Annotated in this window: 20 protein-coding genes; 7 read left to right on the top strand and 13 right to left on the bottom strand. The window is 44.9% G+C overall.

Annotated features, from left to right (window positions below; genetic code table 11):
• Window positions 1–336: 336 nt before the first annotated feature.
• A complete protein-coding gene (locus UF05_RS06810; protein WP_020842326.1) occupies window positions 337–2,208 on the top strand; it encodes a methyl-accepting chemotaxis protein in 1,872 nt (623 codons plus the stop codon).
• 46 nt (window positions 2,209–2,254) lie between these two features.
• Here UF05_RS06810 and UF05_RS26295 read toward each other — a convergent pair whose 3' ends face one another.
• The 3 genes from UF05_RS26295 to UF05_RS06795 all read right to left on the bottom strand — a co-directional run bounded on the left by UF05_RS26295 (window position 2,255) and on the right by UF05_RS06795 (window position 4,980).
• Window positions 2,255–2,584, bottom strand: coding sequence for a hypothetical protein (locus tag UF05_RS26295; protein WP_020835034.1), 330 nt, complete (start codon window positions 2,582–2,584; stop codon window positions 2,255–2,257).
• Window positions 2,585–2,799: 215 nt separating this feature from the next.
• A complete protein-coding gene (locus tag UF05_RS06800; protein ID WP_020842327.1) occupies window positions 2,800–3,957 on the bottom strand; it encodes an amino acid permease in 1,158 nt (385 codons plus the stop codon).
• A gap of 711 nt (window positions 3,958–4,668) precedes the next feature.
• Entirely contained in the window at window positions 4,669–4,980 is a 312-nt protein-coding gene (locus tag UF05_RS06795; protein WP_045545831.1) for a hypothetical protein, read from the bottom strand.
• Window positions 4,981–5,123: 143 nt separating this feature from the next.
• Here UF05_RS06795 and UF05_RS06790 point away from each other — a divergent pair, with 143 nt between their 5' ends.
• Both UF05_RS06790 and UF05_RS06785 read left to right on the top strand, forming a co-directional pair.
• Complete coding sequence (locus UF05_RS06790; RefSeq protein ID WP_005462056.1) at window positions 5,124–5,459, top strand: helix-turn-helix transcriptional regulator; 336 nt, start codon at window positions 5,124–5,126, stop codon at window positions 5,457–5,459.
• A gap of 65 nt (window positions 5,460–5,524) precedes the next feature.
• The gene (locus tag UF05_RS06785; RefSeq protein ID WP_045545832.1) at window positions 5,525–6,289 is read left to right on the top strand and encodes a hypothetical protein; all 765 of its coding nucleotides are present in this window, start codon (window positions 5,525–5,527) and stop codon (window positions 6,287–6,289) included.
• A gap of 76 nt (window positions 6,290–6,365) precedes the next feature.
• Here the strand turns inward: UF05_RS06785 and UF05_RS06780 are convergent, their stop codons facing one another.
• The 7 genes from UF05_RS06780 to UF05_RS06750 all read right to left on the bottom strand — a co-directional run bounded on the left by UF05_RS06780 (window position 6,366) and on the right by UF05_RS06750 (window position 13,849).
• Window positions 6,366–7,112 (bottom strand): phosphatase, encoded by a 747-nt coding sequence (locus UF05_RS06780; protein ID WP_045545833.1) that lies wholly within the window; start codon window positions 7,110–7,112, stop codon window positions 6,366–6,368.
• 25 nt (window positions 7,113–7,137) lie between these two features.
• Window positions 7,138–7,872, bottom strand: coding sequence for a nucleoside/nucleotide kinase family protein (locus UF05_RS06775; protein ID WP_045545834.1), 735 nt, complete (start codon window positions 7,870–7,872; stop codon window positions 7,138–7,140).
• 9 nt (window positions 7,873–7,881) lie between these two features.
• The gene (locus tag UF05_RS06770; RefSeq protein ID WP_005462031.1) at window positions 7,882–8,400 is read right to left on the bottom strand and encodes an MltR family transcriptional regulator; all 519 of its coding nucleotides are present in this window, start codon (window positions 8,398–8,400) and stop codon (window positions 7,882–7,884) included.
• A 59-nt stretch (window positions 8,401–8,459) separates the two neighbouring features.
• A complete protein-coding gene (locus UF05_RS06765) occupies window positions 8,460–9,731 on the bottom strand; it encodes a zinc-binding dehydrogenase (RefSeq protein WP_045545835.1) in 1,272 nt (423 codons plus the stop codon).
• 47 nt (window positions 9,732–9,778) lie between these two features.
• A complete protein-coding gene (locus UF05_RS06760; protein ID WP_082063967.1) occupies window positions 9,779–11,203 on the bottom strand; it encodes a PTS mannitol transporter subunit IICB in 1,425 nt (474 codons plus the stop codon).
• Window positions 11,204–11,215: 12 nt separating this feature from the next.
• Complete coding sequence (locus UF05_RS06755) at window positions 11,216–11,659, bottom strand: PTS sugar transporter subunit IIA (protein ID WP_025793896.1); 444 nt, start codon at window positions 11,657–11,659, stop codon at window positions 11,216–11,218.
• A 432-nt stretch (window positions 11,660–12,091) separates the two neighbouring features.
• Window positions 12,092–13,849 carry an SgrR family transcriptional regulator gene (locus UF05_RS06750; RefSeq protein ID WP_025507446.1) on the bottom strand — a complete coding sequence of 586 codons (1,758 nt, stop codon included), beginning with the start codon at window positions 13,847–13,849 and terminating at the stop codon, window positions 12,092–12,094.
• A gap of 490 nt (window positions 13,850–14,339) precedes the next feature.
• Here UF05_RS06750 and UF05_RS06745 point away from each other — a divergent pair, with 490 nt between their 5' ends.
• Both UF05_RS06745 and arsB read left to right on the top strand, forming a co-directional pair.
• Window positions 14,340–14,681 (top strand): ArsR/SmtB family transcription factor, encoded by a 342-nt coding sequence (locus UF05_RS06745; RefSeq protein WP_024703322.1) that lies wholly within the window; start codon window positions 14,340–14,342, stop codon window positions 14,679–14,681.
• An 84-nt stretch (window positions 14,682–14,765) separates the two neighbouring features.
• Entirely contained in the window at window positions 14,766–15,821 is a 1,056-nt protein-coding gene (gene arsB / locus UF05_RS06740; protein WP_005462079.1) for an ACR3 family arsenite efflux transporter, read from the top strand.
• 42 nt (window positions 15,822–15,863) lie between these two features.
• On the opposite strand, the gene UF05_RS06735 is transcribed toward arsB, so the two are convergent.
• Window positions 15,864–16,643, bottom strand: a complete 780-nt coding sequence (locus UF05_RS06735) for a helix-turn-helix transcriptional regulator (RefSeq protein ID WP_021487069.1) — start codon at window positions 16,641–16,643, stop codon at window positions 15,864–15,866.
• 21 nt (window positions 16,644–16,664) lie between these two features.
• Window positions 16,665–17,198, bottom strand: a complete 534-nt coding sequence (locus tag UF05_RS06730) for a YbhB/YbcL family Raf kinase inhibitor-like protein (RefSeq protein ID WP_045545836.1) — start codon at window positions 17,196–17,198, stop codon at window positions 16,665–16,667.
• A gap of 188 nt (window positions 17,199–17,386) precedes the next feature.
• Here UF05_RS06730 and UF05_RS06725 point away from each other — a divergent pair, with 188 nt between their 5' ends.
• Window positions 17,387–18,178 carry a PhzF family phenazine biosynthesis protein gene (locus tag UF05_RS06725; RefSeq protein ID WP_045545837.1) on the top strand — a complete coding sequence of 264 codons (792 nt, stop codon included), beginning with the start codon at window positions 17,387–17,389 and terminating at the stop codon, window positions 18,176–18,178.
• A 93-nt stretch (window positions 18,179–18,271) separates the two neighbouring features.
• On the opposite strand, the gene UF05_RS06720 is transcribed toward UF05_RS06725, so the two are convergent.
• A complete protein-coding gene (locus tag UF05_RS06720) occupies window positions 18,272–19,300 on the bottom strand; it encodes a lactonase family protein (RefSeq protein ID WP_045545838.1) in 1,029 nt (342 codons plus the stop codon).
• Window positions 19,301–19,844: 544 nt separating this feature from the next.
• Here UF05_RS06720 and UF05_RS06715 point away from each other — a divergent pair.
• A complete protein-coding gene (locus tag UF05_RS06715) occupies window positions 19,845–21,476 on the top strand; it encodes a methyl-accepting chemotaxis protein (protein ID WP_015312995.1) in 1,632 nt (543 codons plus the stop codon).
• The last annotated feature ends 188 nt before the right edge of the window (window positions 21,477–21,664 follow it).

The following is a 21,664-nucleotide window of genomic DNA, read 5'->3' as shown; positions in this document are numbered from 1 at the left end:
AGAAAAAACCTCAATAAATGCTTATTTATAATAAATAAAACTTTACTAAACTCCTCAATCAAACCTGTTAACAACAGTACTCTTTAAGCAATTCCTTTCATTATGACGCTTTCATTAAGATGGCTCACTAATCAGATCAAACTCACAAGTTTTAACTCAAATCACCGTTTTGTTTAATTTTGGTTAAAAAAGACAACAAATGGATTCATGTTTTTGATAAAGATGTCGATAAGAAAGTAATCAAACACAACAGGTTTCTTTTTCTGCCGAATTCACCCGAACCAAAAAAGAGGTGGAAGCAGAAGAAAACTATCCGGGAGACTTAGAGGAAAACTCATGAAATTTAGACATAAGGTTGTCACCGCCTCTTCAATTTTGCTGCTAATTACTGTGTCGCTACTATCGACGCAACAAGTTATGACGATTCGTTCTCAAACTCAGGAGCACATCAATTCAAGCGTTAAAGAGATTTTGACCAGTGTGAGCAACACCGTTCAATCCGAAATGAACGCGAAGAAAGATCTCGCACGCTCGATCACTGAGATCATAGAACTATCGCCAAACGACCGCACATACGTAAAAGACATTCTTGAGAAGCCAACTCCGAAATCGAGCTTCCTAGCGATTGGTTTTGGTTACGAAAGTAATGGCTTCGTGATTGAAAACGACGACGGTTGGGATGCAGGGCCTGATTATGATCCTCGACAACGCCCTTGGTTTATCGCAGCCAAAAACAAAGGCGATTTGGTGGTTACCGACCCTTATGTTGATGCATCATCTAAGAATGTGATCATCTCTGTTGGTACGCCAGTAAAACAAAACGGCCAGTTCTTGGCGGGCATGTTTTACGACCTAGAGCTAACTACCCTTTCCGACCTAGTTAACCAAGTGAACCTGTTTGATGCTGGTTACTTGTTCTTAGTCACTGACGATGGTACGACGATTGCGCACCCGCAAAGTAAGTACAACGGTGAAAAGCTCAATAGCTACCTACCGCAAGTTGACCTAAATAAGGCGACTCAACACATCGAAGTTGATAACAATCCTTACATGGTTAGCCTTACTCATATCCCAAGTGAGAACTGGTATGTGGGCGCAATCATTGATGAAACGGCAGCTTACTCAGTAGTTGGAGAGCTACGTAATAGCGCGATCATTTACTCAATCATCGCTGTACTTGCTTCAGTTATCGCATTAACACTTCTGATCAGAACCCTAATGCGCCCGCTAGATACTCTAAACACAGCAATTAAAGACGTCGCATCTGGCAAAGGCGATTTAACGCAACGCCTAGAAACTGACACCGATCAGGAGTTTTCTGAGCTAGCGAAAAACTTCAACACCTTCATGGAAAATCTTCAGCAGCAGATCATTGAATCGAAATCTATCTCTGATCAGATTCTTACTGGTACTCAAATCACGGCAGAAGGCGCACGCGACTCCGCTGGTGCCATTCAAACTCAGCTTCAAGAATTGGAGCAACTGGCAACCGCAATGCACGAAATGTCTGTCACCGCGACAGAAGTTGCGAACAACGCACAAGGCGCCGCAAGCGCTGCGAAAGAAGCCGATCAAGCAACCATTGAAGGTTCATCAGTGGTGAGCGAATCAACACAAACCATTAATATGCTCTCAGACAGCATCGATTTGGCTGTTGAAGAAGTTCAAGTGTTAGAGTCAGCAACAGCAAACATCGAAACGATTCTTAAAGTTATCAACGATATTGCAGACCAAACCAACCTACTTGCATTGAATGCTGCAATCGAGGCTGCACGCGCAGGTGAATCTGGTCGTGGTTTTGCTGTAGTGGCAGATGAAGTTCGCACACTGGCACAACGTACACAGGAATCGACAACAGAAATTCGCAGCATGATTGAACAGCTACAATCTGGCGCTTCTTCGGTGGCAAGCGCGATGCATCAAAGCAAAGGCAGTGCTGTAGAAGCGGTAGAAAAAGCCGATTTGGCGAATGATGCGCTACAACGCATTCGTGATGCGATTCAACGCATCTCAGACATGAACTTGCAAATCGCCTCTGCGGCAGAAGAACAAAGCCTTGTTGCGGAAGAAATCAACAACAACACGGTCAATATTAAAGACCTATCCACTCAAGTTGCTGATTCTGCAAACCGCACTAACGAAGCGATGCAATCTCAACACGACAATGTACGCAAGCAGGATGAAATCCTAAATCGCTTTACGGTTTAGGCCTTTCATCAACAAAAACAGCGAGCCTAGCTCGCTGTTTTTGTATCTATAGTTTTACATGGATATATCGGTCACTTGAACGACGATAATAATGGTCATCAACTTTTAAATACGTAAAGTTACCAATTTGAATATAAGTGCTATTACGAGGAATGCGGTCGTAATAGTAGTATTGGTGCCTTGGCGGCCTTGGGTTCACCACAATCACATCATGATGTCGGTGTTTATGCTTGTGCTTACGTTTATGGTGGTGATGGTCATGATGATGCTCGTGTTTATGACCGTGTCTGTGTTTTGGATCTGCCATCGCTTCCGCACTGAACACACCCAAAGACAGCATAACGCCAACCATGGCAACAGATAATTGCTTTGACACAACGATTCCCCTTATCGATATAACTATCACTATATTAGTCAGCATCTGCTTACCACATGTCAGTCGTTCGCTAAGGAGTATCACCGCTCGGTCAGAGCTTATGAACAATTATCAGCACGACGTCAAAGCCGTCATCTCTCGTAAAACTTATGTCATTGCCATTAAAAAAGCCGCTCGTTTTTCAACGGGCGGCTCATGTATTCAATGTGCTTGTATTACACAGCTTGCGCAAATAGTAGGAAACAGCCAAACAGGAAGATCATGCTCATGCCCATCACACCGCCACCAGCTTCATAAACGCTGTTGTCTTCGACAGGTACACGGCGCACTTTCATTGTCATCGACAATGGAACAAAAACCGCCAAGAACACAAGAATAATGCCTGCGTAGCTTAAAATTGCTAAGAAATGTTCCGGAGCAAATACAGCACCAAGTAGCGGCAGAATAAATGTGGTAACGAATACCACTGGCTTGCTGGCTTTGAGCAAGTCCGCGTTTTGGTCGTAAAGCGCCATTGCCACACCCAAGAATGAAGTTAGCAACGCCAAACCAGTAAACATGGACAGAATAAACTCCAAGCCATTGTACTGTTGACCAAGAACCGAGATAAGTTCAGTGACGTTTGAGTACTGTACCAGCTCATGTGGCGGCAAGTTACCCACAACCGCAAACAACCACAATAGGTAACAAACCAAAGGAATCGTAGAGCCGACAACGATCATGTTGCGCAGCTGAGTTTTGCTCGCTTCTTTGTTGTAAGTCACCAACGAAGGAATGACGACCATAAAGCCAAAACTGGTGAATAGCACAGAACTGGTTTTGATCAGTGCCATTTTGTCGCTACTCACGACTTCGTTTAGGCCTTCGAATGAAACACTAGGAGCAAGAGCAAACAGCGTTAAAACAAGCGCAACAATCATACCGATAAACAGACCACGGTTAAGCTTGTCGACCACACCAGTGCCAGCAGAAACAATCAGACCCACTAAGATGGTAAAGCCAACTTGGCTAGAAACAGTAGAAACAGAAAGGCCGACCGATGCCGTGATTTTTTGAACTAGATCGCCAGCGCCAATGATGTAAGCCATTAATAGACAAACAAGCAACGCGTAAAGCAGACCATTAGTCACTAACTGACCGCCTTTACCAAGTGTTTCGCGGGCGATTGCGTTCATACTTACGCCACCACCGACTTTGCAACTCGCTTCAAGTAGAAGCAAAGCGGCATAAGTCGTTCCAGCCCAGATGAACAACATAAGAAGAGTGCCCCAAAGGAGGCCAAATTGAGCAAGCACCATAGGTATGGCAAGCATACCAGCGCCAAGAGCAGTACCTGCAACGATCAGGGAACTGCCGACAAGTTTTAGGTTCACGGTTAATACCTCTAAATTCAATCCGTTTATCTCTCGCCAGCTGTGCAGCATCCAAAGCACAGACACAAAACGACCCTACTTCTCTCTTAGCCAGAAAATGGATACAAGAACCCCTGTCACAAAAAACATGCAGCAAAAGGTGGTTAGTTCAATTGCACATGAATGAATCGGGAGTCGTTTTGGGCGATGTTAATGGCTGATGAGATGTGACAACTTTGGGTTCGAAGCAAAATCGTTCATCTGGAATCATCAACCCCATTCTTTATGAATGGATTTGGTTCGAAAAAGATTGTAAGGCATAACTAGGACGATTGAAAAGCAAAAGGTCAGTCTTACAGCGATATATTTTAACAACCCTTTGCTGGAGCAATAGATATGTTGCTATTTTCATCGCTAGTTAGTCTTTTATCTCTTAATGAGAAAAAGAATGTGCTGGAGCGCTCAATTATTGGCGTGTGTACAAATTAATTTACAGTTTAGATTAAGGTATTAGATTCCAAGGACGTAGCCTAGATCAGACAATATCGCTATTATTCGCTGCGTACCGACTCGCTTCGGTTCACATACCTCTAAACACTGATTTACGGTTCGAAAATTTAGGTAAATGAGTGTCCGAATGCTGGGTGTGGTTCCCCAGCATTTGCATCCCTTCTTTGTTTATTATTCCCTTTATTCAACACAATCCAATCGTTGACGATATTGTGCAATGCGTTAGCACGCTCTATCTAGCGCTTCAATGGCATAAGTTAGTTCTGATAGCCCCATATCTGCTATCTGTTTCTCGGTATCACTCATGCTTTCATACGCCAACAGCAGTTCACTTTCGGCTATAGCCTCACGGTGAAGATAAAGCTCTTTATAGCTCATCAGACGATGCTGTGACTGCCGAGTCAATGTCACAACATTCTCTTTTGAAGCGCGGTGTTTCTCATCAATTTCATTCAGCAGATGATCTAAAATGCGTTGCATTTTGCGAATAGAGACTTTTGCTGTAATTGATTTATATGACTGATACTTTTCCATTTTTATAATAACTGACTGAAATAATTGTACATTTAATTAGAACGCCATTCTTATACCCTTTTTAAAATCGGGTAAAGATAGGGTGGTTAAAGTGGTCCACTTCTTGCGTTGATCAGGTCAAAACTGTCCTATCTGGAGAAGCCATGCACGTAGACCCTATCGTTGAAGCGCTCATTATTAGACGAAAAGAGCACGGTTTGTCGCGTGAACAAATGGCAAATATCGCGGGGATGAGCGTCAAAACCTACCAACGCATCGAGCGAGGTGAATCGGATCTCAAACTTTCGCAATACCGCTCTATTTTGCGCTCTCTAAATCTGACTGACCTCGATATCGCGCTCGATATTAGAGGGATAGAACACGTGACCGCAGAAGATTTGGTGACGGTTGCTCGGCTGCTATCACCCGAAGCACAGTCCCTACTGGTGCGCCTCTTATCTCTAGTACTTGAACAACGCTCAGATCCTAACGCTTCCTAATTGTTTCGCTCTGTTATACTTATGTTTTGAGCACCCTACTCTCCAATATCAAGGGGAGGCGTTTTATGAACTACATATCAATTTTCAGAGGGCTTGCGACCAGTGTGTTTGTCATGATACTTGGCACAACAACATTACAGGCAAAACCGCATCCGCAACATTCGGTGAAACCCATTACTCAACCGGGCAATAAGCACCACAGTCATCCTGTAAATCGTCCGGAGCGACCGATTCGGCCGTCGCATCACCATCGCCCTTCACACGACTACAGACCGCCTTACTACCATCGTCCACCCGTCGTAATAAGACCGCCGCGATACCATTCCTCTTTCATTTATGTGCGACCTGGTTATTGGTATCCACCTTATCGTGGTCGTTATTACTATTACCATAACGATCTGGTTGGCATCGCTACGTTTGCGATTTTCGCTGGAGTGACCTATGCCATTGTGCAAGACGCCTATTATCAACAGCGCGGCAGTCGTTACGTGTATGTCCAAAACCCACCAGCCGGAAATTACACAGTCATCAGTGGTAGTGATGTTTTACCTAACTCAGCGTCAACAACAACGAGCTTAAGTACTGTGACAACCTCACCCAACTCTTATTCTGCCTCTCCTAACCAAGTGAGCACTACGACAACAGAGGCAAGCAAAACCATCACTAGGAAAACCCCAAGCCCTTATAAGCTTGGCGAAATTGTTGACTCACTTCCCCACACCAAGCAGACGGTAGTGATAGACGGGCAAAGCTATTTCAAATACCAAGACACATGGTTTGCGCCACTTAGGGCAGATCGTAAATATGTAGTCGTTGAGTCACCTTTGTAAGTAAGCAAGTTTGTACATAACTAATACAAACCCCGCCGATTGGCGGGGTCTACTTTTGATTATTCATGCACATACATCAGTAAAACGCGTCGAACTCAGGAATGCGTGGTTTACCTCTGAGTAGTAAGAACTTCAAGAAACGACGGGTTGAAGTCGTTAGGATTTTGTCCTTCTCCACGCCATGTTTTTCCAGCAATTCGATGGCGAGATCCAGTTTTGAAATCTCTTCGCAAAAGTGCGCATCAGAGCCGGTACTGAAATACACGCCAATCTCTTTTCCTAAGGCAACAATTTGATCACAGCGCGCATCACTGCCCTTTCGGCTCTTGCCTGTGAGAGACGTATTGTTCACCTCAATCGCCACATTTTGGGATTTAGCGCAACGCAACACTTGCTCCATATCAAATGGGTAATTAGGATTACCTAAGTGCCCTAACGCGTCCACTCTGCCACTTTTAATGACGTTAATTAGCGCGGCAGTGTGCTCCGCTTCGGTTGCGGGTCTAAAAACGGGCTCATGAAAGCTAGCAATTACCCAATCAAGATGTTGATCAGAGGAAAGCGGAAGATCGATCTCGCCTTTGACGTTTAAAGTGTTGGCTTCAACGCCACGGAGAATACCGACCTCATGCAAAAAGCGGGGCAAAATTCTTTGATTGTTGAAGTGCCAGTAGTGAGGGGCTCCTGGCATTTCGGGAGCATGATCGGTGGTACAAAGAAGTTTTAGCCCCTTATTCTTGGCTGCCAATGCGTTCTCTAAAATGGTGCTGTAGGCATGTCCACTGGCAATAGTATGGGTGTGGCTATCAACGACGATATCCATGGTGACCTCCTAAATTGTGGACGAATTATCGAATTTCGAACGAGCCGTTTTGATTGAGAAACAGCGTGAGATCCGCTGGAATTGAGTGATTTAAAACCTTATCTACATTTACGGCATCTGAGTTTAAATAAAACGCTAATGCTGCTTCTGGGGCGGTGCCACCACGAATCTTACGGTTTACTAAGCGTTCTTGCAGAAACTCAGGCTGTGTATCGACGAAGACGGTAAAATCTGCCAAACGATGCAGTTCATTCCACACCGGTTCATTAAGCAGTAACCAATTCCCCTCAACGACAACAACATTGCGATTCACTAAAATGGCGTCGTCGACTGGATCATGCAAATTGCGGTCGTAGTATGGCCATTTCGGATCTTTCACTTTGAGCTGTTTGAGCTTGTCGATAAGCTCCGTCAGATTAAATGTTTGATAGGCCCCCTTAATACTGCGCAGAGACACGAGCTCGCCATCTCGTTCGATCGTATTGTTGTCGAGGATCTCATTTGGATAATGGAAACCATCAAACGGCAGCACTTGTAAAGGCTCTTGGCTTTTATCTTGTTCCGACAGGTATTCCCAGAACGCAGCGAGTGTCGACTTACCGCTGCCCGGAGGTGCACACAAGAACACCACTATGCGTTCCTGCTTCTCATGATAGAGGCGAGTAAATTTTTCGATAAGAGGCTGATGGATTCGTTTTACGTCGGCATCGGGAAAGGTTGCTTCGGTTTCGAAGCCACTGACGTTTAAATTCACTTTCATGGTGAACCCTTACTGATTGATTTCCTCTTCGATTCTTTCTATCAACATTTCACACGACAGCTTGAGCACTGTTTTGATGAGAGATTCGTATCTCATTTGCGAAAAGGACTCAAACGAAGAGAACTTTAGCTGATTGATCGACTCAAGATAAAAGCAGTCTTGCTGAGAAGAGAGTACCGCTTGGTTTTTGATGAAGTCATAAATCACATCATCTGTAAACGCGATCTTTTCAGGCTGAGTAACCACATACTCCAATACCTGATCGTACAAGCCTATGTCTGCATAAGTTTGTAATGAGATTTTTCCCATCGCAAACATCAACTTGGAGACAACATCGGTCGTGACCAATGGCCCATCTTCTCTCAATAACGGATCCACAGCATACTCCTTCACTAAGTCGTCTTGGACGAACACACTCGGAAGTAATGCTTTTAACTTGAGGTTAATTATTTTGTTAGAAACCTGAAGAAACGCAGTGGCATTTTCACACTCATCCAATTTCTCCAGTAATTCGTCTTCACGTGACAACGTCTTATGACCTCTCCATTATGTGGCAGCGCAAAGGCTACCACACATGTTCGTTGCAACTAAACCGTTAAGCTCACGTCATAAAACTCAAGTAACGCTTTTTCTGCATGCGCGTTCCACACATAGTTGTTCGCGCACAAAATCGCATCGAGTTCCGCAAAGAACGGGTCTTGATCTGCCAACGATAAAAAGTCATCAATCGCCGTCAATGGCAGGTCAATATGTGGGTAAATCAACTTCTTGCCGCCCGGAATATCCAACTGATTCAGAATCGTATGTGGCGCAGCTTGTAAGCCACCGACATGGGTGATCATGAACGATGGATTGATCTTGCCTTGCGAGGAAAGCTCAATAGATTCCACCATGTCACCCTTTGAACCACCGGACGTCCCTACAATATGGGTTGATTCGTAATGCACGTTGTAGAAGTTAAACGGCACTTTAAAATTCTTATCCGTTGGGCCAGCAAAGAAGTTGAGGCAGCCATCATTGCCAAGTAGCTCATCGGCTTGTTCTAGCACTTGAGCAACCGCCGCGTAGACCATTACATCGTCATAACCATTGCCACCGTTGAGTGCTTTGAGATACGCGACCGGATCGTCTATTTGAGCGGTATTCACGTAGTGCAGTTCTACGCCCTGCTCTTTAGCTTTTGCAACTGGAATGAGACTTTCAGCTCGGTCTAAACGCGCAGCGTCGATGTCCGTCACCACGATCAGTTTTGGCTTTACAGGGCCGTTAATCGCATAGTCAATTGCACCAATCCCCATTGGGCCAGCACAAGCGAGCATCGCTAACGCTCCGCCCTCTTTGATGCCCATATCGTGCTCGTACACGTATGGCGTGGTGTGGTAGCTCGCATGGTACGCACCAATAATGCAAGACATTGGCTCAGCCAGCGACGCATCAGCAAAGTAATCGCCGTGGTAAGGCAGTACGCAGCCTAAGTCGATAGCGATTTTAGGAATAATGGAATACGTTGCGTTGCCACCAAAGGTTTCGTAGCTGTAACCCGCAGAATAACCACTAGGCAAGCCCATGGCAGGTTGCAAAACAAAGTAGTCACCAGCTTTGAATTGATCTTTTAGATTCTCACCGACTTCAACAATCACACCTGCGTATTCATGACCTGTCATTACGGGCACTTCGTCAATGTTTTCAGGAACGCGTTTGTGTTTGCTACCTAACAATGCTGCTTTGTAAGTGGATAGACAAATGCTGTTTGAAATGTTTTTAACCAGAAGTTCGTCGGCTGAAATGTTTGGTAAATCAAAGGTTCTTAATTGAACGTTTTTCTCACCACAGATAACCGCTGCCGTTGTTTGTACCATGATTTCTCTCCTAATTGGGGCGATACCTGCCGCCCCAAACTGCATTGTTAGGCTGGTTGCTCAGTCGCGACCGTTTGTTGCTTAATCTTATCCATCAGCTCGTCAAGCGCTGGGTCGTTGAGGAAGTTCTTGATCGTTACGACTGGTAAACCTGTCGCGTTGACTGCGCGGCTTTCTAAGCTCTCGTGTGTCACGACGATATCGGCTTCACTCGGGACTTTCTCGATGGCGAAGTTCTTCACTTCAATCTCTATCCCAGCTTGTACCAGCTTGCGTTTGAAGGTCGATGCGCCCATTGCACTAGAGCCCATACCCGCATCACATGCGAATGCGACAAATGAAATTGGCTTGCTCGGTTCTTGCGTCGTCGCAGCTGCAACTGGCTTAACGGCGCCTTCTGCTTTCATCTCTTTCATGTCAGAAACTGATTTCTCAAACTCGCTTTCTTTTTCTTCTGATTTGCTCACTTTCAAAATCGCACTTGCTACCAAGAAAGAGACAATCGTTGCACTTGTCACACCTGCGATGGTCGCGATGAAGCTACCTTTCGGAGTAAGAGCAAGGTAAGAGAAGATAGAGCCTGGACTTGGACCCGCGACCAAACCTGCATCGAATAGGTTGAAGGTTGCGATGCCTGTCGCCGCACCAGCAATCATTGCCACAATCATGATTGGTTTCATGAGTACGTATGGGAAGTACAACTCATGAATACCACCAAAGAAGTGAATGATGATGGCACTTGGCGCAGAACGTTTAGACAAACCCTGACCAAACTTCGCGTAAGCCAGCAGCATACCAAGACCAGGACCTGGGTTAGATGCCACCATAAAGAAGATGGATTTGCCTGTTTCTGCGGCCGCTTGCAGGCCTAGTGGGTAGTAAATGCCTTGATCAATGGCGTTGTTCAGGAACAACACTTTTGCTGGTTCGTTAATGATCGCTAACAAAGGCAGGAAACCCGTTGCAACCAACGCTTCAATGCCTGATTTCACAAACAAGTTTGCTGCGGTGACTGAAGGGCCAACAATCTCGTAAGCGAACAAACACAACAACATACCGACGATACCCAACGAGAAGTTGTTGACCACCATCTCAAAACCAGAAGGTATGCGGTGTTGAATACGTTTATCCACTTGCACCACAACCCAAGCGCTCAGTGGGCCCATGATCATTGCGCCAACAAACATCGGTATGTCAGCCCCGACAATTACGCCCATCGTACCGATAGCCCCCGCTACCGCGCCGCGTTTTTCACCAACAATCTGACCACCGGTGTAACCAATCAAAAGTGGCAGCAAGTAAGTGATCATTGGCCCCACGAGTTCGCCAAAGGCTTCGTTTGGTATCCAGCCCGTAGGAATAAAGAGTGCAGTAATAAAGCCCCAAGCGATAAAGGCTCCGATATTTGGCAGCACCATGGCGGTCAAATGACCTCCGAAGGCTTGCACATTGGCTCGCATGTTTGCTTTCACGTTATGTTCCTTTTAGTATGCTCTTATTATGTCTAGCACTTGTTCTTTGGAAGAGGCTTGTGCCAGTTTTGCAATGTTCTCTTCATCCACAAACATCTCGCTCAACGCTTGAATCACCTCAATGTGGGTATCAGAGTCTTTCGCAGCTAAGGTAATAAGAATATTGGCCGGACCGAGATCCGATCCAAAATCAACAGGTGATGGGAAAATATGAATGCCTAAGCCTGTTTTTAAAACGCCAGTTTCAGGTCGGGCATGAGGCATAGCCAATCCAGGGCATAACACATAGTAAGGACCGTTTTCTTCCGTTGAACGGATGATCGCATCAGCATAGTGCTGGGAGACGTAACCTTTATTTTCTAGGTATTGAGTGGTCTTTTTAACCGCATCTTGCCATTGGTAAGCGCGATCATTAATTACATCTACTAGTTCGTGGTCGATTAACTCGTACAGCATATTTAACCCTATCAACAGTTCGTCATCTGATGGGTTAATTATCAATAACAGAGTCCTAGCCGCGCAACCGCGCTGCTTTTGCGCTTCGAATCACACTTTAAAGCCTGTCAATTTGTTTAAATGGACAGTGCTCAAAAATTTCACACGTAAAAAATCTACAAATTTTATTTGAGCAACAAGTCAATAGACGAATTTTGAATACAATCACTTTCTCGACAATATTCTTAAAGTTACATTATTTAAATAAGATCACATTAGACCTATTGACTCGATATAATTCGTGATTAATTTCAAAGTTCATTTCGAGCTATTTCTTGATGGCTCGCACTCAAACGTAGATAAACATCACATTTGTTGGCTAGAAGAAATAAAAACGTCACTGGCTTTCACCAAATTGCAGACACAAAAAAACCGCCACTCAGGCGGTTTTGATCAGTCCGCAGACCAAACGGATCGTATGTCTGGCCATCCCCAGTTTGTGAGTGCGACATCTTCCAAGACCCCTTGAAAACGTAGCGTCTGAGTATGGTGGAACATCGGTGCAATCCAATATTCGCTGATCAAAGTGGACGCAATCGGCTCTAACGCGCTCAGGTAATCTTCAAGCGGTGAGAATGCGCGGACATTTTCCATTTGAGCATCCAACCACGCCGCATTTTGCGCCCCTAAGGTGTGGTAAAGCACAGCATTGCTAAAGAAGTTGCTAAACGCAGACGCATGACGGTTATCGTCCAAGTTGATATTGGTGACAACCAGAGTCTCATCTAGCGTGCCGTTTTTGGCTTTCTCGCTCAGTTCTCGGTAGGAGTACATAACGATCTCCACTCGGCTGCCAGCACGCTCTAAACGCGAAGAAATCGCTCGCGCGCACCGGCGTAGCGCCGTGTAATTATACCCTGCGATGGTGATCAGCTTTGGTAACTTGACCGCATCTCCAAATGGGCGCAACACCGGTTTCCAGTTTGGCAACAAGTTATAAGCAGCGACGCTACCAAAATTGATCTTTTCGCTCTTCATCACTTCGGCTAACTGCTCCGGTCGAATCAAATCACTGATGTATCGGCGCTGAGCCTGAGACAAAGCGTGCTTCGCATGATGGTTAAACAGTGCGAACAAACAACCGTCTTCCGTTCGACTGCGTTTGCTCGCTGGGGACGTTTCACTGTTCGGTGTCGACATGTAGTGACCGCACATGTCATCAACAAGGACTGGCTGTGGTTGCAGAGTATTCGCAGCGAGCGATGGGTTCTCCATCTTTTCATCGTTAACGATCCAGATCGTCACCAAATCCGTTAATACTCGACACGCGTAATAGCCATCAAACGCTTGCAGTTTCAAACGGTTTTCACTGTGCTCAACGACGGAAAATGGACCACTCCCTACCACCAACTTGTTGTTCGCAACGTTCACCTGACTCACGGGCTGAATGCCATATTTCACACCAGAAATAAGCCCAGCAAAACCCAAGTCAGGTCGGTTAAGTGTAAACACCACTTTGAGAGGATTTGGCGCAGTCACGTTTGCCACATGCGCGAGTTCTTTCTCGTAGTATTCTAGTGAGCTCAATTTGGCAAACAAACTCACCACCGTGTCGGCATCGATTGGGTTGCCATTATGGAAGGTAAGCCCGGGGCGAAGGTAAAACGTCCATTCGAATTTTTGCTCATCGTATCGCCAATGGTGCGCCAGCTCTGGTTTTACGCGCCCGTAATAATCACTTGATACCAAACAGCAATAAATTTGGCGTAGCAAAAAGCGCTCACTGCTTCGCTGCAATTGATGAGGAACAACACGCTCAAACATGCGTTTGTAGGTTAGCTGAATATTGAGCCGCCCCTCTTTTACCGATGCGCCCGACGTTGTTTTGAGGAGTCGCCCAAATGCGGCTTCATCTTCATCCAGAATCGACAGCGCTTTCTCGTACTTACCAAGCTTGATCCGCTCTAGTGCAAGGCTTTCTTTCAGCGCGCTGAGTTCAACGTTTAACAACAATGTTGAACGTTGGTTCCGTCCTGGTTTTGGTCGCCAACTTAACCACGCTATCTCTTGCATCTGCGCCAGCAAACTGCGCGCATGACGAGGCGAAGTAAACAACAAATCGGCGATTTCTTGCAGCGTAGTTTTTGCTTCATTACCAACACCAAAAGAGAGCAAGCGTTGGTAATAACGAAATAAGTTGAGATCAGACACCGCACGTACCTTAACTCTAGGAGGTCATTGAATAGGCGTATTTTACTGAACTTGGCGGCAATAAAATAAGAAAACTTCCAAACACTTTGTTCCCCTTTTACTAGCATTTCGTCCCTATATTGTAGGGAAAACCCACCTATTTGGTCTTATCAGGAATAAAGCGAAGAAATCTACTCTCTTTTTTACCTCCCCTTTTTTCACCATACTGATTTGGCTAGCAGGAAATATAGAAAATTGCTCACAACCTAACCCCCCAAGCAGAACTTAGCTCCTGATACCACACCCCCAATTCGTCGTATCTTTAAGTTCTGCTTTTTTACTTGCTGCCATTTGACCGAATTCTTTGTTAGTCCGCCAAATATTTGCGAGACATCATCCCTTCCCATTTTTTGACGTCTCTTATCTTCAATTCTCCTTTCAACAGTTGCGCCTTAGAAAAAGCACACGTACACTTAATCGCAATTCGACGATTAACTATAAAGGTCTGCTCATGAGCAACAAATGCAGCGAAACGTGCCAAATTGCTTTTGAAACCACGCAACAACAACTCGATAAAGAACAAGCACTCGCCGCTCAAGCGAAAGCGCTGTCTCATCCTGCTCGCTTACGCATTCTGCATATTCTTCACACTTTAGACACCATGGGTGGCTGCTTAAATAGCGATTTAGTCTCTGAGTTAGGTTTAGCGCAATCGACTGTATCAGAACACTTACGCATTCTAAAACAGGCCGGGTTTATCAGTGCAGAACCCAACCCGCCAAAGGTTTGTTACCGTATTCAACGTGAAAAACTGAACGCGTTTAACGCTCAGTTTTCCGGTTTATTTAGCTAAGACACGTTGCGCGCTTTCCACGCGCGCAAAGATAAACTATAACTTAATACATCGCCTTTCGACGATAAACGAATAGAGACCACTATGACGACTGAAGTTTTAAATAGTGCCAGTGAAAAAATGAGCTTTCTTGACCGCTACTTAACGGTCTGGATTTTTGTCGCAATGGCCATCGGCGTGGGGATAGGCGCAGTCTACCCGCAAGTAGCAGAATGGAACGAAGCAATGTCCGTTGGTAGTACGAACGTACCGCTCGCCATTGGTTTGATTTTGATGATGTACCCACCACTCGCCAAGGTGAACTACGGTCTATTGGGAACGGTAACGAGAGATAAAAAGGCCATCACACTGTCTCTGGTTATGAACTGGATCGTCGGTCCAATCCTGATGTTCGTTCTTGCCTTAACCTTTCTTGGTGATCATCCGGGTTACATGGTTGGCATTATTTTGATTGGCCTTGCACGCTGCATCGCTATGGTTTTAGTGTGGAATGATATTGGCGGCGGCAACAAAGAATATGGCGCGGCCTTAGTGGCATTAAATAGCGCATTTCAAATTCTGACTTACAGCGTTATGGCTTGGCTATTCATCACGGTACTTCCACCATTCTTTGGTTACGAAGGTTTTGTGGTTGATATTTCCATGGGTGACATTGCAGAAAGCGTATTGATTTACCTAGGAATTCCTTTCCTTGCTGGTTTTCTCAGTCGTAAGTGGTTAGTCGCTGCAAAGGGTGAGAAGTGGTACAACGATGTGTTTATTCCTCGAATTTCACCCATTACTTTGATCGCTTTGCTCGCCACCATCGTGCTGATGTTCAGCCTCAAAGGAGAGATGATTTTACAACTGCCAATGGATGTGTTCCGCGTGGCAGTCCCACTAGCGATCTACTTCGTATTGATGTTTTTTGCCAGCTTCTTTATCGGGAAGAGAATGGGCATCCCCTACGATAAAAATGCCTCCATCGCATTTACGGCAACGGGTAACAACTTTGAGTTGGCAATTGCGGTTTCCATTGCTGTATTTGGTCTGAATTCCGATCAAGCATTCGCTGGCGTAATTGGCCCGTTGATCGAGGTTCCGGTTCTGATTGCTTTGGTTAACGTCGCACTGCGGATGAAAACCAAATACCAAAGCTAAAATGGGAAACATTGAGACCGAGCAAAATAGCAGTGTTAGGTACTAACTGGCAACGGTTTTGATGTACTCGCTGGGCGTTAAACCAAACTTGCCTTTAAAGCGTTGGCTAAAACGCCCTTCCGATTGATAGCCACACAACTGCGCGAGCAACGCAACGTTGTATGAACCATTTTGCATCAGGTAGAGTGCGTGATTTAAGCGCACTTCTGCCAGCACTTCCCGATACTGAGTACCCTCTTGCTTGAGCTTGCGTATCAACGTTGCTCGGCTCATAGCAAAGCGCTCAGCTACCCGTTCCAAAGGATGCTCATCGCCCGGAGAGCGTGACAAATAGCGACTGAGTTTTTCGCTAAAAGAGGTGTTCGAGCTGGTAAAAAGTCGATGCAACAATCCCCTTTCCGCTAACTGCTGATACAACCCCAAAACCCAATAACGTTGTGTCGCTTCACTCAAGCTTTCTTGCTCAAAAGAAAACAGCGCATTCAGCGTCGCTTGCAATGCTTTATCTGTCTCCACCGCGGGTACATTTTCGCCAAGCGCATTGCTCATACTCAGCTCCAGCATGTCATCACTCGGCACGCAGTGAAAGCTGAACATTCGAGAGAGAAAACGCCCTTGCTGAGGAAGGTTTTCAAAATTCAGCGAAGCGTTTGCTTCACAAAGCATGATATTAGGATGAAGAATATCGAACGCTTCGTCTTTCCAAAACAGACGCTTACTCCCTTTAATGATCTGGATAATACTTGGGGAGTGAATCCGAACATTACGCAGCTTTTGCTGCTGCTCCGCACGAAATAACGTGACTTGATATTGGTGGCTCATCTTCTCCCCTTTCTTATTCAATTATCGTGTGTAAGTGGCGGTTAACTTCGCTTTGTCCAATGCGACACTATTCAACGTGAATCCCACAACCGCCGCTGGCGTGTTCTCATCCAAATTCAACTTGTCACTTGGCAAGGCCCAAACGGTAAACTGGTAGCGGTGCATACCATCTTTTTCTGGAGGACATGCGCCGCCAAAACCAGTAATACCGTAATCGATACGAGACTCCTTACCGCCGAGCTTGCTAATATCAACGCCACGAGGCAATTCATTAACTGAGGCTGGAATATCAAACGCTATCCAATGCCAAAAACCACTGCCTGTTGGTGCATCAGGATCGTACGCGGTAATCGCAAAACTTTTTGTACCCTTTGGAACGTCTTTCCACATCAGTTGTGGAGACTGGTTCGCACCATCACATCCCCAACCTGAATATTCAAATGTCTTCGCCATTGGATGACCTTCTTGAATATCTTTGCTCGTTAGTTCAAAAGCATGGGCAGGGCCGATAACCAAAACGCTAAGGGCCAAAACAGACTTGTGAATCGCTTTCATGTGTTTATTCCTTTCAATGAGTTCAATTCAAGTCTATTCATCAACACAGGCCAAGATACATCAATAAGTATCACAAAATATAAAATCATCGTCCATTTTGACACTTTAAGATTCAAGCATAAATTTCTTATTCTCTGAGTTGCATCTGGTTTATGCTAACTAATTGCTCAAAGAACAAGGAAGACAAAATGGAACTGGATATCTACGTCGTTGACGCATTTACAGACACGCAATTTAAAGGCAACTCAGCAGCAGTCGTACCTTTGCAAGAATGGTTTGAACCAGAGCTAATGCAAAACATTGCAGCGGAAAACAACCTCTCTGAAACCGCGTTTGTTAAAGCGATTGGAACGAATCAATATGAAATACGCTGGTTTTCACCACTTACAGAAATCGACTTTTGTGGACACGCAACGCTCGCCGCTTCCATGGTGTTGTTCGACCAACTCGGCGTTACAGGATGTATTGAGTTTCACACATTAAAAGTGGGTACCTTAACCGTAATTAAGAACGCACTTGGCAAGATTGAAATGACATTTCCGACAAGAGCAGCGCAGCCCGTCAACGCCATTCCTACGCAATTAATTGAGGGATTAAACTGCGAAATAACACACGTACTGCTTAGCCCACAAGCTTACTTCGTCATCGTGGAAGATGAGCAAACCGTTTTCGATGTTCAATATCGATCCGACCAACTGAAACAACTCGCCCCTTACGATGTCGTCGTCACATCAAAAGGTAGTCAATACGACTTTGTATCTCGCTACTTTTGGCCAGCGAACGGCGGAGATGAAGACCCTGTCACAGGATCAATCCACGCAGGCTTAGCACCATATTGGGCGCAAGAGCTCGGCAAAGCATCTTTAGTGGCGTATCAAGCATCAGCGCGTGGTGGCGTTCTGTACTGCGAAGTCAAGGAGGATTGCGTCAATGTATCTGGTGATGGTGTGTTGTATATGAAAGGCAAAATTTACGTCTAACTGTACGTTGAAGATTGGCGTTAACTGTTTTTATCCTTGAGAGCCTAGCCGCCCGCTAGGCTTTTCTATTTCCTGTTGTTTCAGCGTTAATCGTTACAAAGGTTGTTCGACAATACACACTGGAGAGCCTATCTCACAGTCATAACCCGTTGGGGTAATTTCACCGGTTTGAGGATTGCGACGAAAGCTCACCACATTGTTGGAATGTTGATTGGCAACCAGCAACCACTTTTGATCATGAGACAACACAAAATCTCGTGGAAAAGCCCCTTCACAGTGAATGGCTGCTCGCCTTTTTGGCGTATCGCCAGACACATCAAACACACTGATTTTGTTCTGAGCTCGGCAAGAGACATACAAAAACGTTTCATCTTGCGAAAGACGAATGGCCGCTGCCGCTTGCTGATTCTCTTCCCCTTCTAATAATTCTATTTGATTCGAGATAAGCCATTTATCTTGGTGCTTCACCAGTACAATCAAGGTTTCTGACAGTTCGCAAACCACATACGCTGTCGACTCTTGTTGGTTAAACACCAGATGGCGCGGTCCCGAACCTGCGGGTAAATGAATCACTTGCGACAGTGAAAAATCCGGCGACTGGGCATCGTAATCATAAATAAGGACGCTATCGCTGCCTAAGTCTACGACAACCAATTGATCACTGTGCTTTAAAAACGTGACTTGATGAGCATGAGGAGAAGTTTGGCGTTCTAAATTCGGCCCGCATCCATCAACGTATAAATCCGCCAATAAACCTAGCGGTTTACCATCGCGATCCAATTGAAATACGCTAACATTTCCAGAGCCATAATTAGCAACCGCCAACAACGGTTCTTTGATATCCAAATGACACGGATAATCGCCATTAATCGGCAAAGAGACGGATTCACTACCGCGAAAAAACGCGAGCTCTGCACCTTCATTTCTATCCATTTCGCTAAACGTATACAGCCCGTGTTCGGTGGTCGTGAGATAGGACGGATTACGTTGAACTACAACATCGTCAAGCCGAGTCAGTTCACCCGTTTCAGTGTTCAGCGATACACGCGCAATGCCCGTGCTCGTACTCGGTGGGTTGGTGTAAGTGCCAATATAAAAATGCACGTGACCAGATGTTGTCATGGATGGCCTTATATGAGTGATTCGTATTACTCAACACCTTGCCTATTGTCATGGCAGACCGCAATCCATTTTACGAATCAGCCACTTAAAATGTGAAGCAATTGCTCATTTAAAACCGCAACGACATCGCCGTTTGCAGTTAAAGTGGTTTGGCGTTTTAAACAGTATGTCCGCCTTGAGTATGAAAGCCTCGACTTACGGTTACTTTCAAGTGTTATATTAAAGACGAAGAATGTATTTTATGTTCAAGATCTAAGTTTCATTAGCAAACGCTATAATAAGAAACAAAAATCGAGATAAAATAAATAATAATCATGTAACAGTTAATTTTCCTATAAACACCAAATTGAAACACATTATTAATTTCCATTTATTTATAAATTATAATTAATTTTATAAATAACAAGGATTTATTTTAATTATGAACATTTAGATTACGACTTAATTTTATTCACGATAAATTTATTTGAGACATTAATCACACTATATTTCAAATCTCAGTAATAGACTCCGAGCCTTTCAAACCCCCATTATCAGTGAGTCTATGAAACTTTCTAATTTAAGTATCAAGTATAAAATCAGTGCGCTGATTTTGATCATTTCGTTATCTGTTATCGCTCTCTCCGTTTTCTTTACATCTGAAATCAAGATGATAGAAGGAAAACTTACCGTATTTTCTGAAACCACCGTACCTAGCGTATTGCTCGTAAAAAATACCGAAATTGAACTCGGAATTTTAAGAAAGGATGAATTCTCTTTATTAACCAATGTGAATCACCCTCAATTCATGGAATGGGTAGCCGGATTAGAAAAATCTGAACAGAAAATTGATAAATATCTAGACCAATATGAGAAAGGACTGTGGGATCAACGCGACCGAGACGCTTTCAATAAAGTAAAAAGTGCCTGGGTTAAATACAGTGCGTTTAACAATGAATACGCGAAATTGCTATTGAATAATAAAATCGACGAAGCAAATGAAACATTGTTAAACGGATTTTCTACATTCACACAATTATCCGATGCGATTCGTGATTTAGTGGAACTAAACCAAACCTACGTACAAGAAGATATTGCTAGCGCTCATGAAGCAGTGCGCAGCGCAATCACCTACAGCATTATTGCTATCGTCGCGCTATTGGCATTGAGTTTTACGCTAGGCCTATTCCTAACCAAACAGATCTGCACACCACTAAATTACGTGGTAAACATGGCGTCGAAAATCGCGTCAGGCGACCTAACTTACCAGCTTCCACGTAACAAAATTGGCCATGATGAGCTTGGCACCTTGGCAGATGCCTGCGTTGATATGCAAGCGAAGTTGCTTACTTTGGTCGACAGTATCTCGTCAACCACAGCTCAAGTAGGCACCGCTATTGAAGAAGTGAGCGCGATTTCCGAACAAACTTCAACCGGCATGGATGAACAACAAGTTCAGCTAAACCTTATCGCAACAGCAATGAACGAGATGCAAGCGACAGTAAATGAAGTCGCCAGCAACACCGAAGCCGCGTCAGAAACGGCAAACAGTGCTTCTCACGATGCGAAAGAAGGCCGCGGTGTCGTTCAAGAATGTATTAACCAAATCCACGAAGCATCATTGGCGATTCAATCGGTTGGCAACATGGTGACAGAACTGGAACAAGATGCGTCTAACATCAGTGTTGTGGTTGACGTTATCCAAGACATCGCGGAACAAACCAACTTGCTTGCGCTTAACGCTGCCATTGAAGCTGCGCGCGCTGGTGAACAAGGCCGTGGTTTTGCCGTCGTAGCGGATGAAGTGAGAACGCTAGCAAGCCGCACTCAAGCTTCAACCGAAGAGATCATCACGATCATCTCTAAACTGCAAAATTGTTCGAAGAGTGCCGTTTCAGCAACAAATAACAGCAGCGATTTGATTCAAGAGTGCGTTGAGCAAGCACAAAAAGCCGGTGCAACCATCGACCAAATCGAAAAAGGCGCAGATAACATTGCTGAAATGAGCATTCAAATTGCGAGTGCTTGCAGCGAGCAAAGCTCGGTAACAGAAGAGCTGCATCGCAACGTGGAACACATCAACCAGTTCTCTAGCGAAGTGGCGACAGGTTCACGCCAAACAGCAATTGCATGTCGCGATTTAAGTGAGTTGGCGGTAGGTCTACAAGAGATCGTCGGCCAATTCAAAACGGCATAGTCACTCACGTCAATCTTATCTATTCAAGCCCAGCGCTCATCGTTGGGCTTTTTTAATGTCATTTGCCGATAAAAACCGGAGCTTGGTCAAGGTTCTTTAAATTGAGGCCTTCAGAGCCCACTTCCAACGCTAAGCCTCTCTATTTAAAAAGAATCGCTTGTAGATAAAATGCTAAGCTCTAAAAAGAA

The organism is Vibrio sp. S457-15, from assembly GCF_000960545.1.
Lineage (GTDB): Bacteria > Pseudomonadota > Gammaproteobacteria > Enterobacterales > Vibrionaceae > Vibrio > Vibrio parahaemolyticus.
This window is presented reverse-complemented; position numbering and strand designations above follow the sequence as displayed.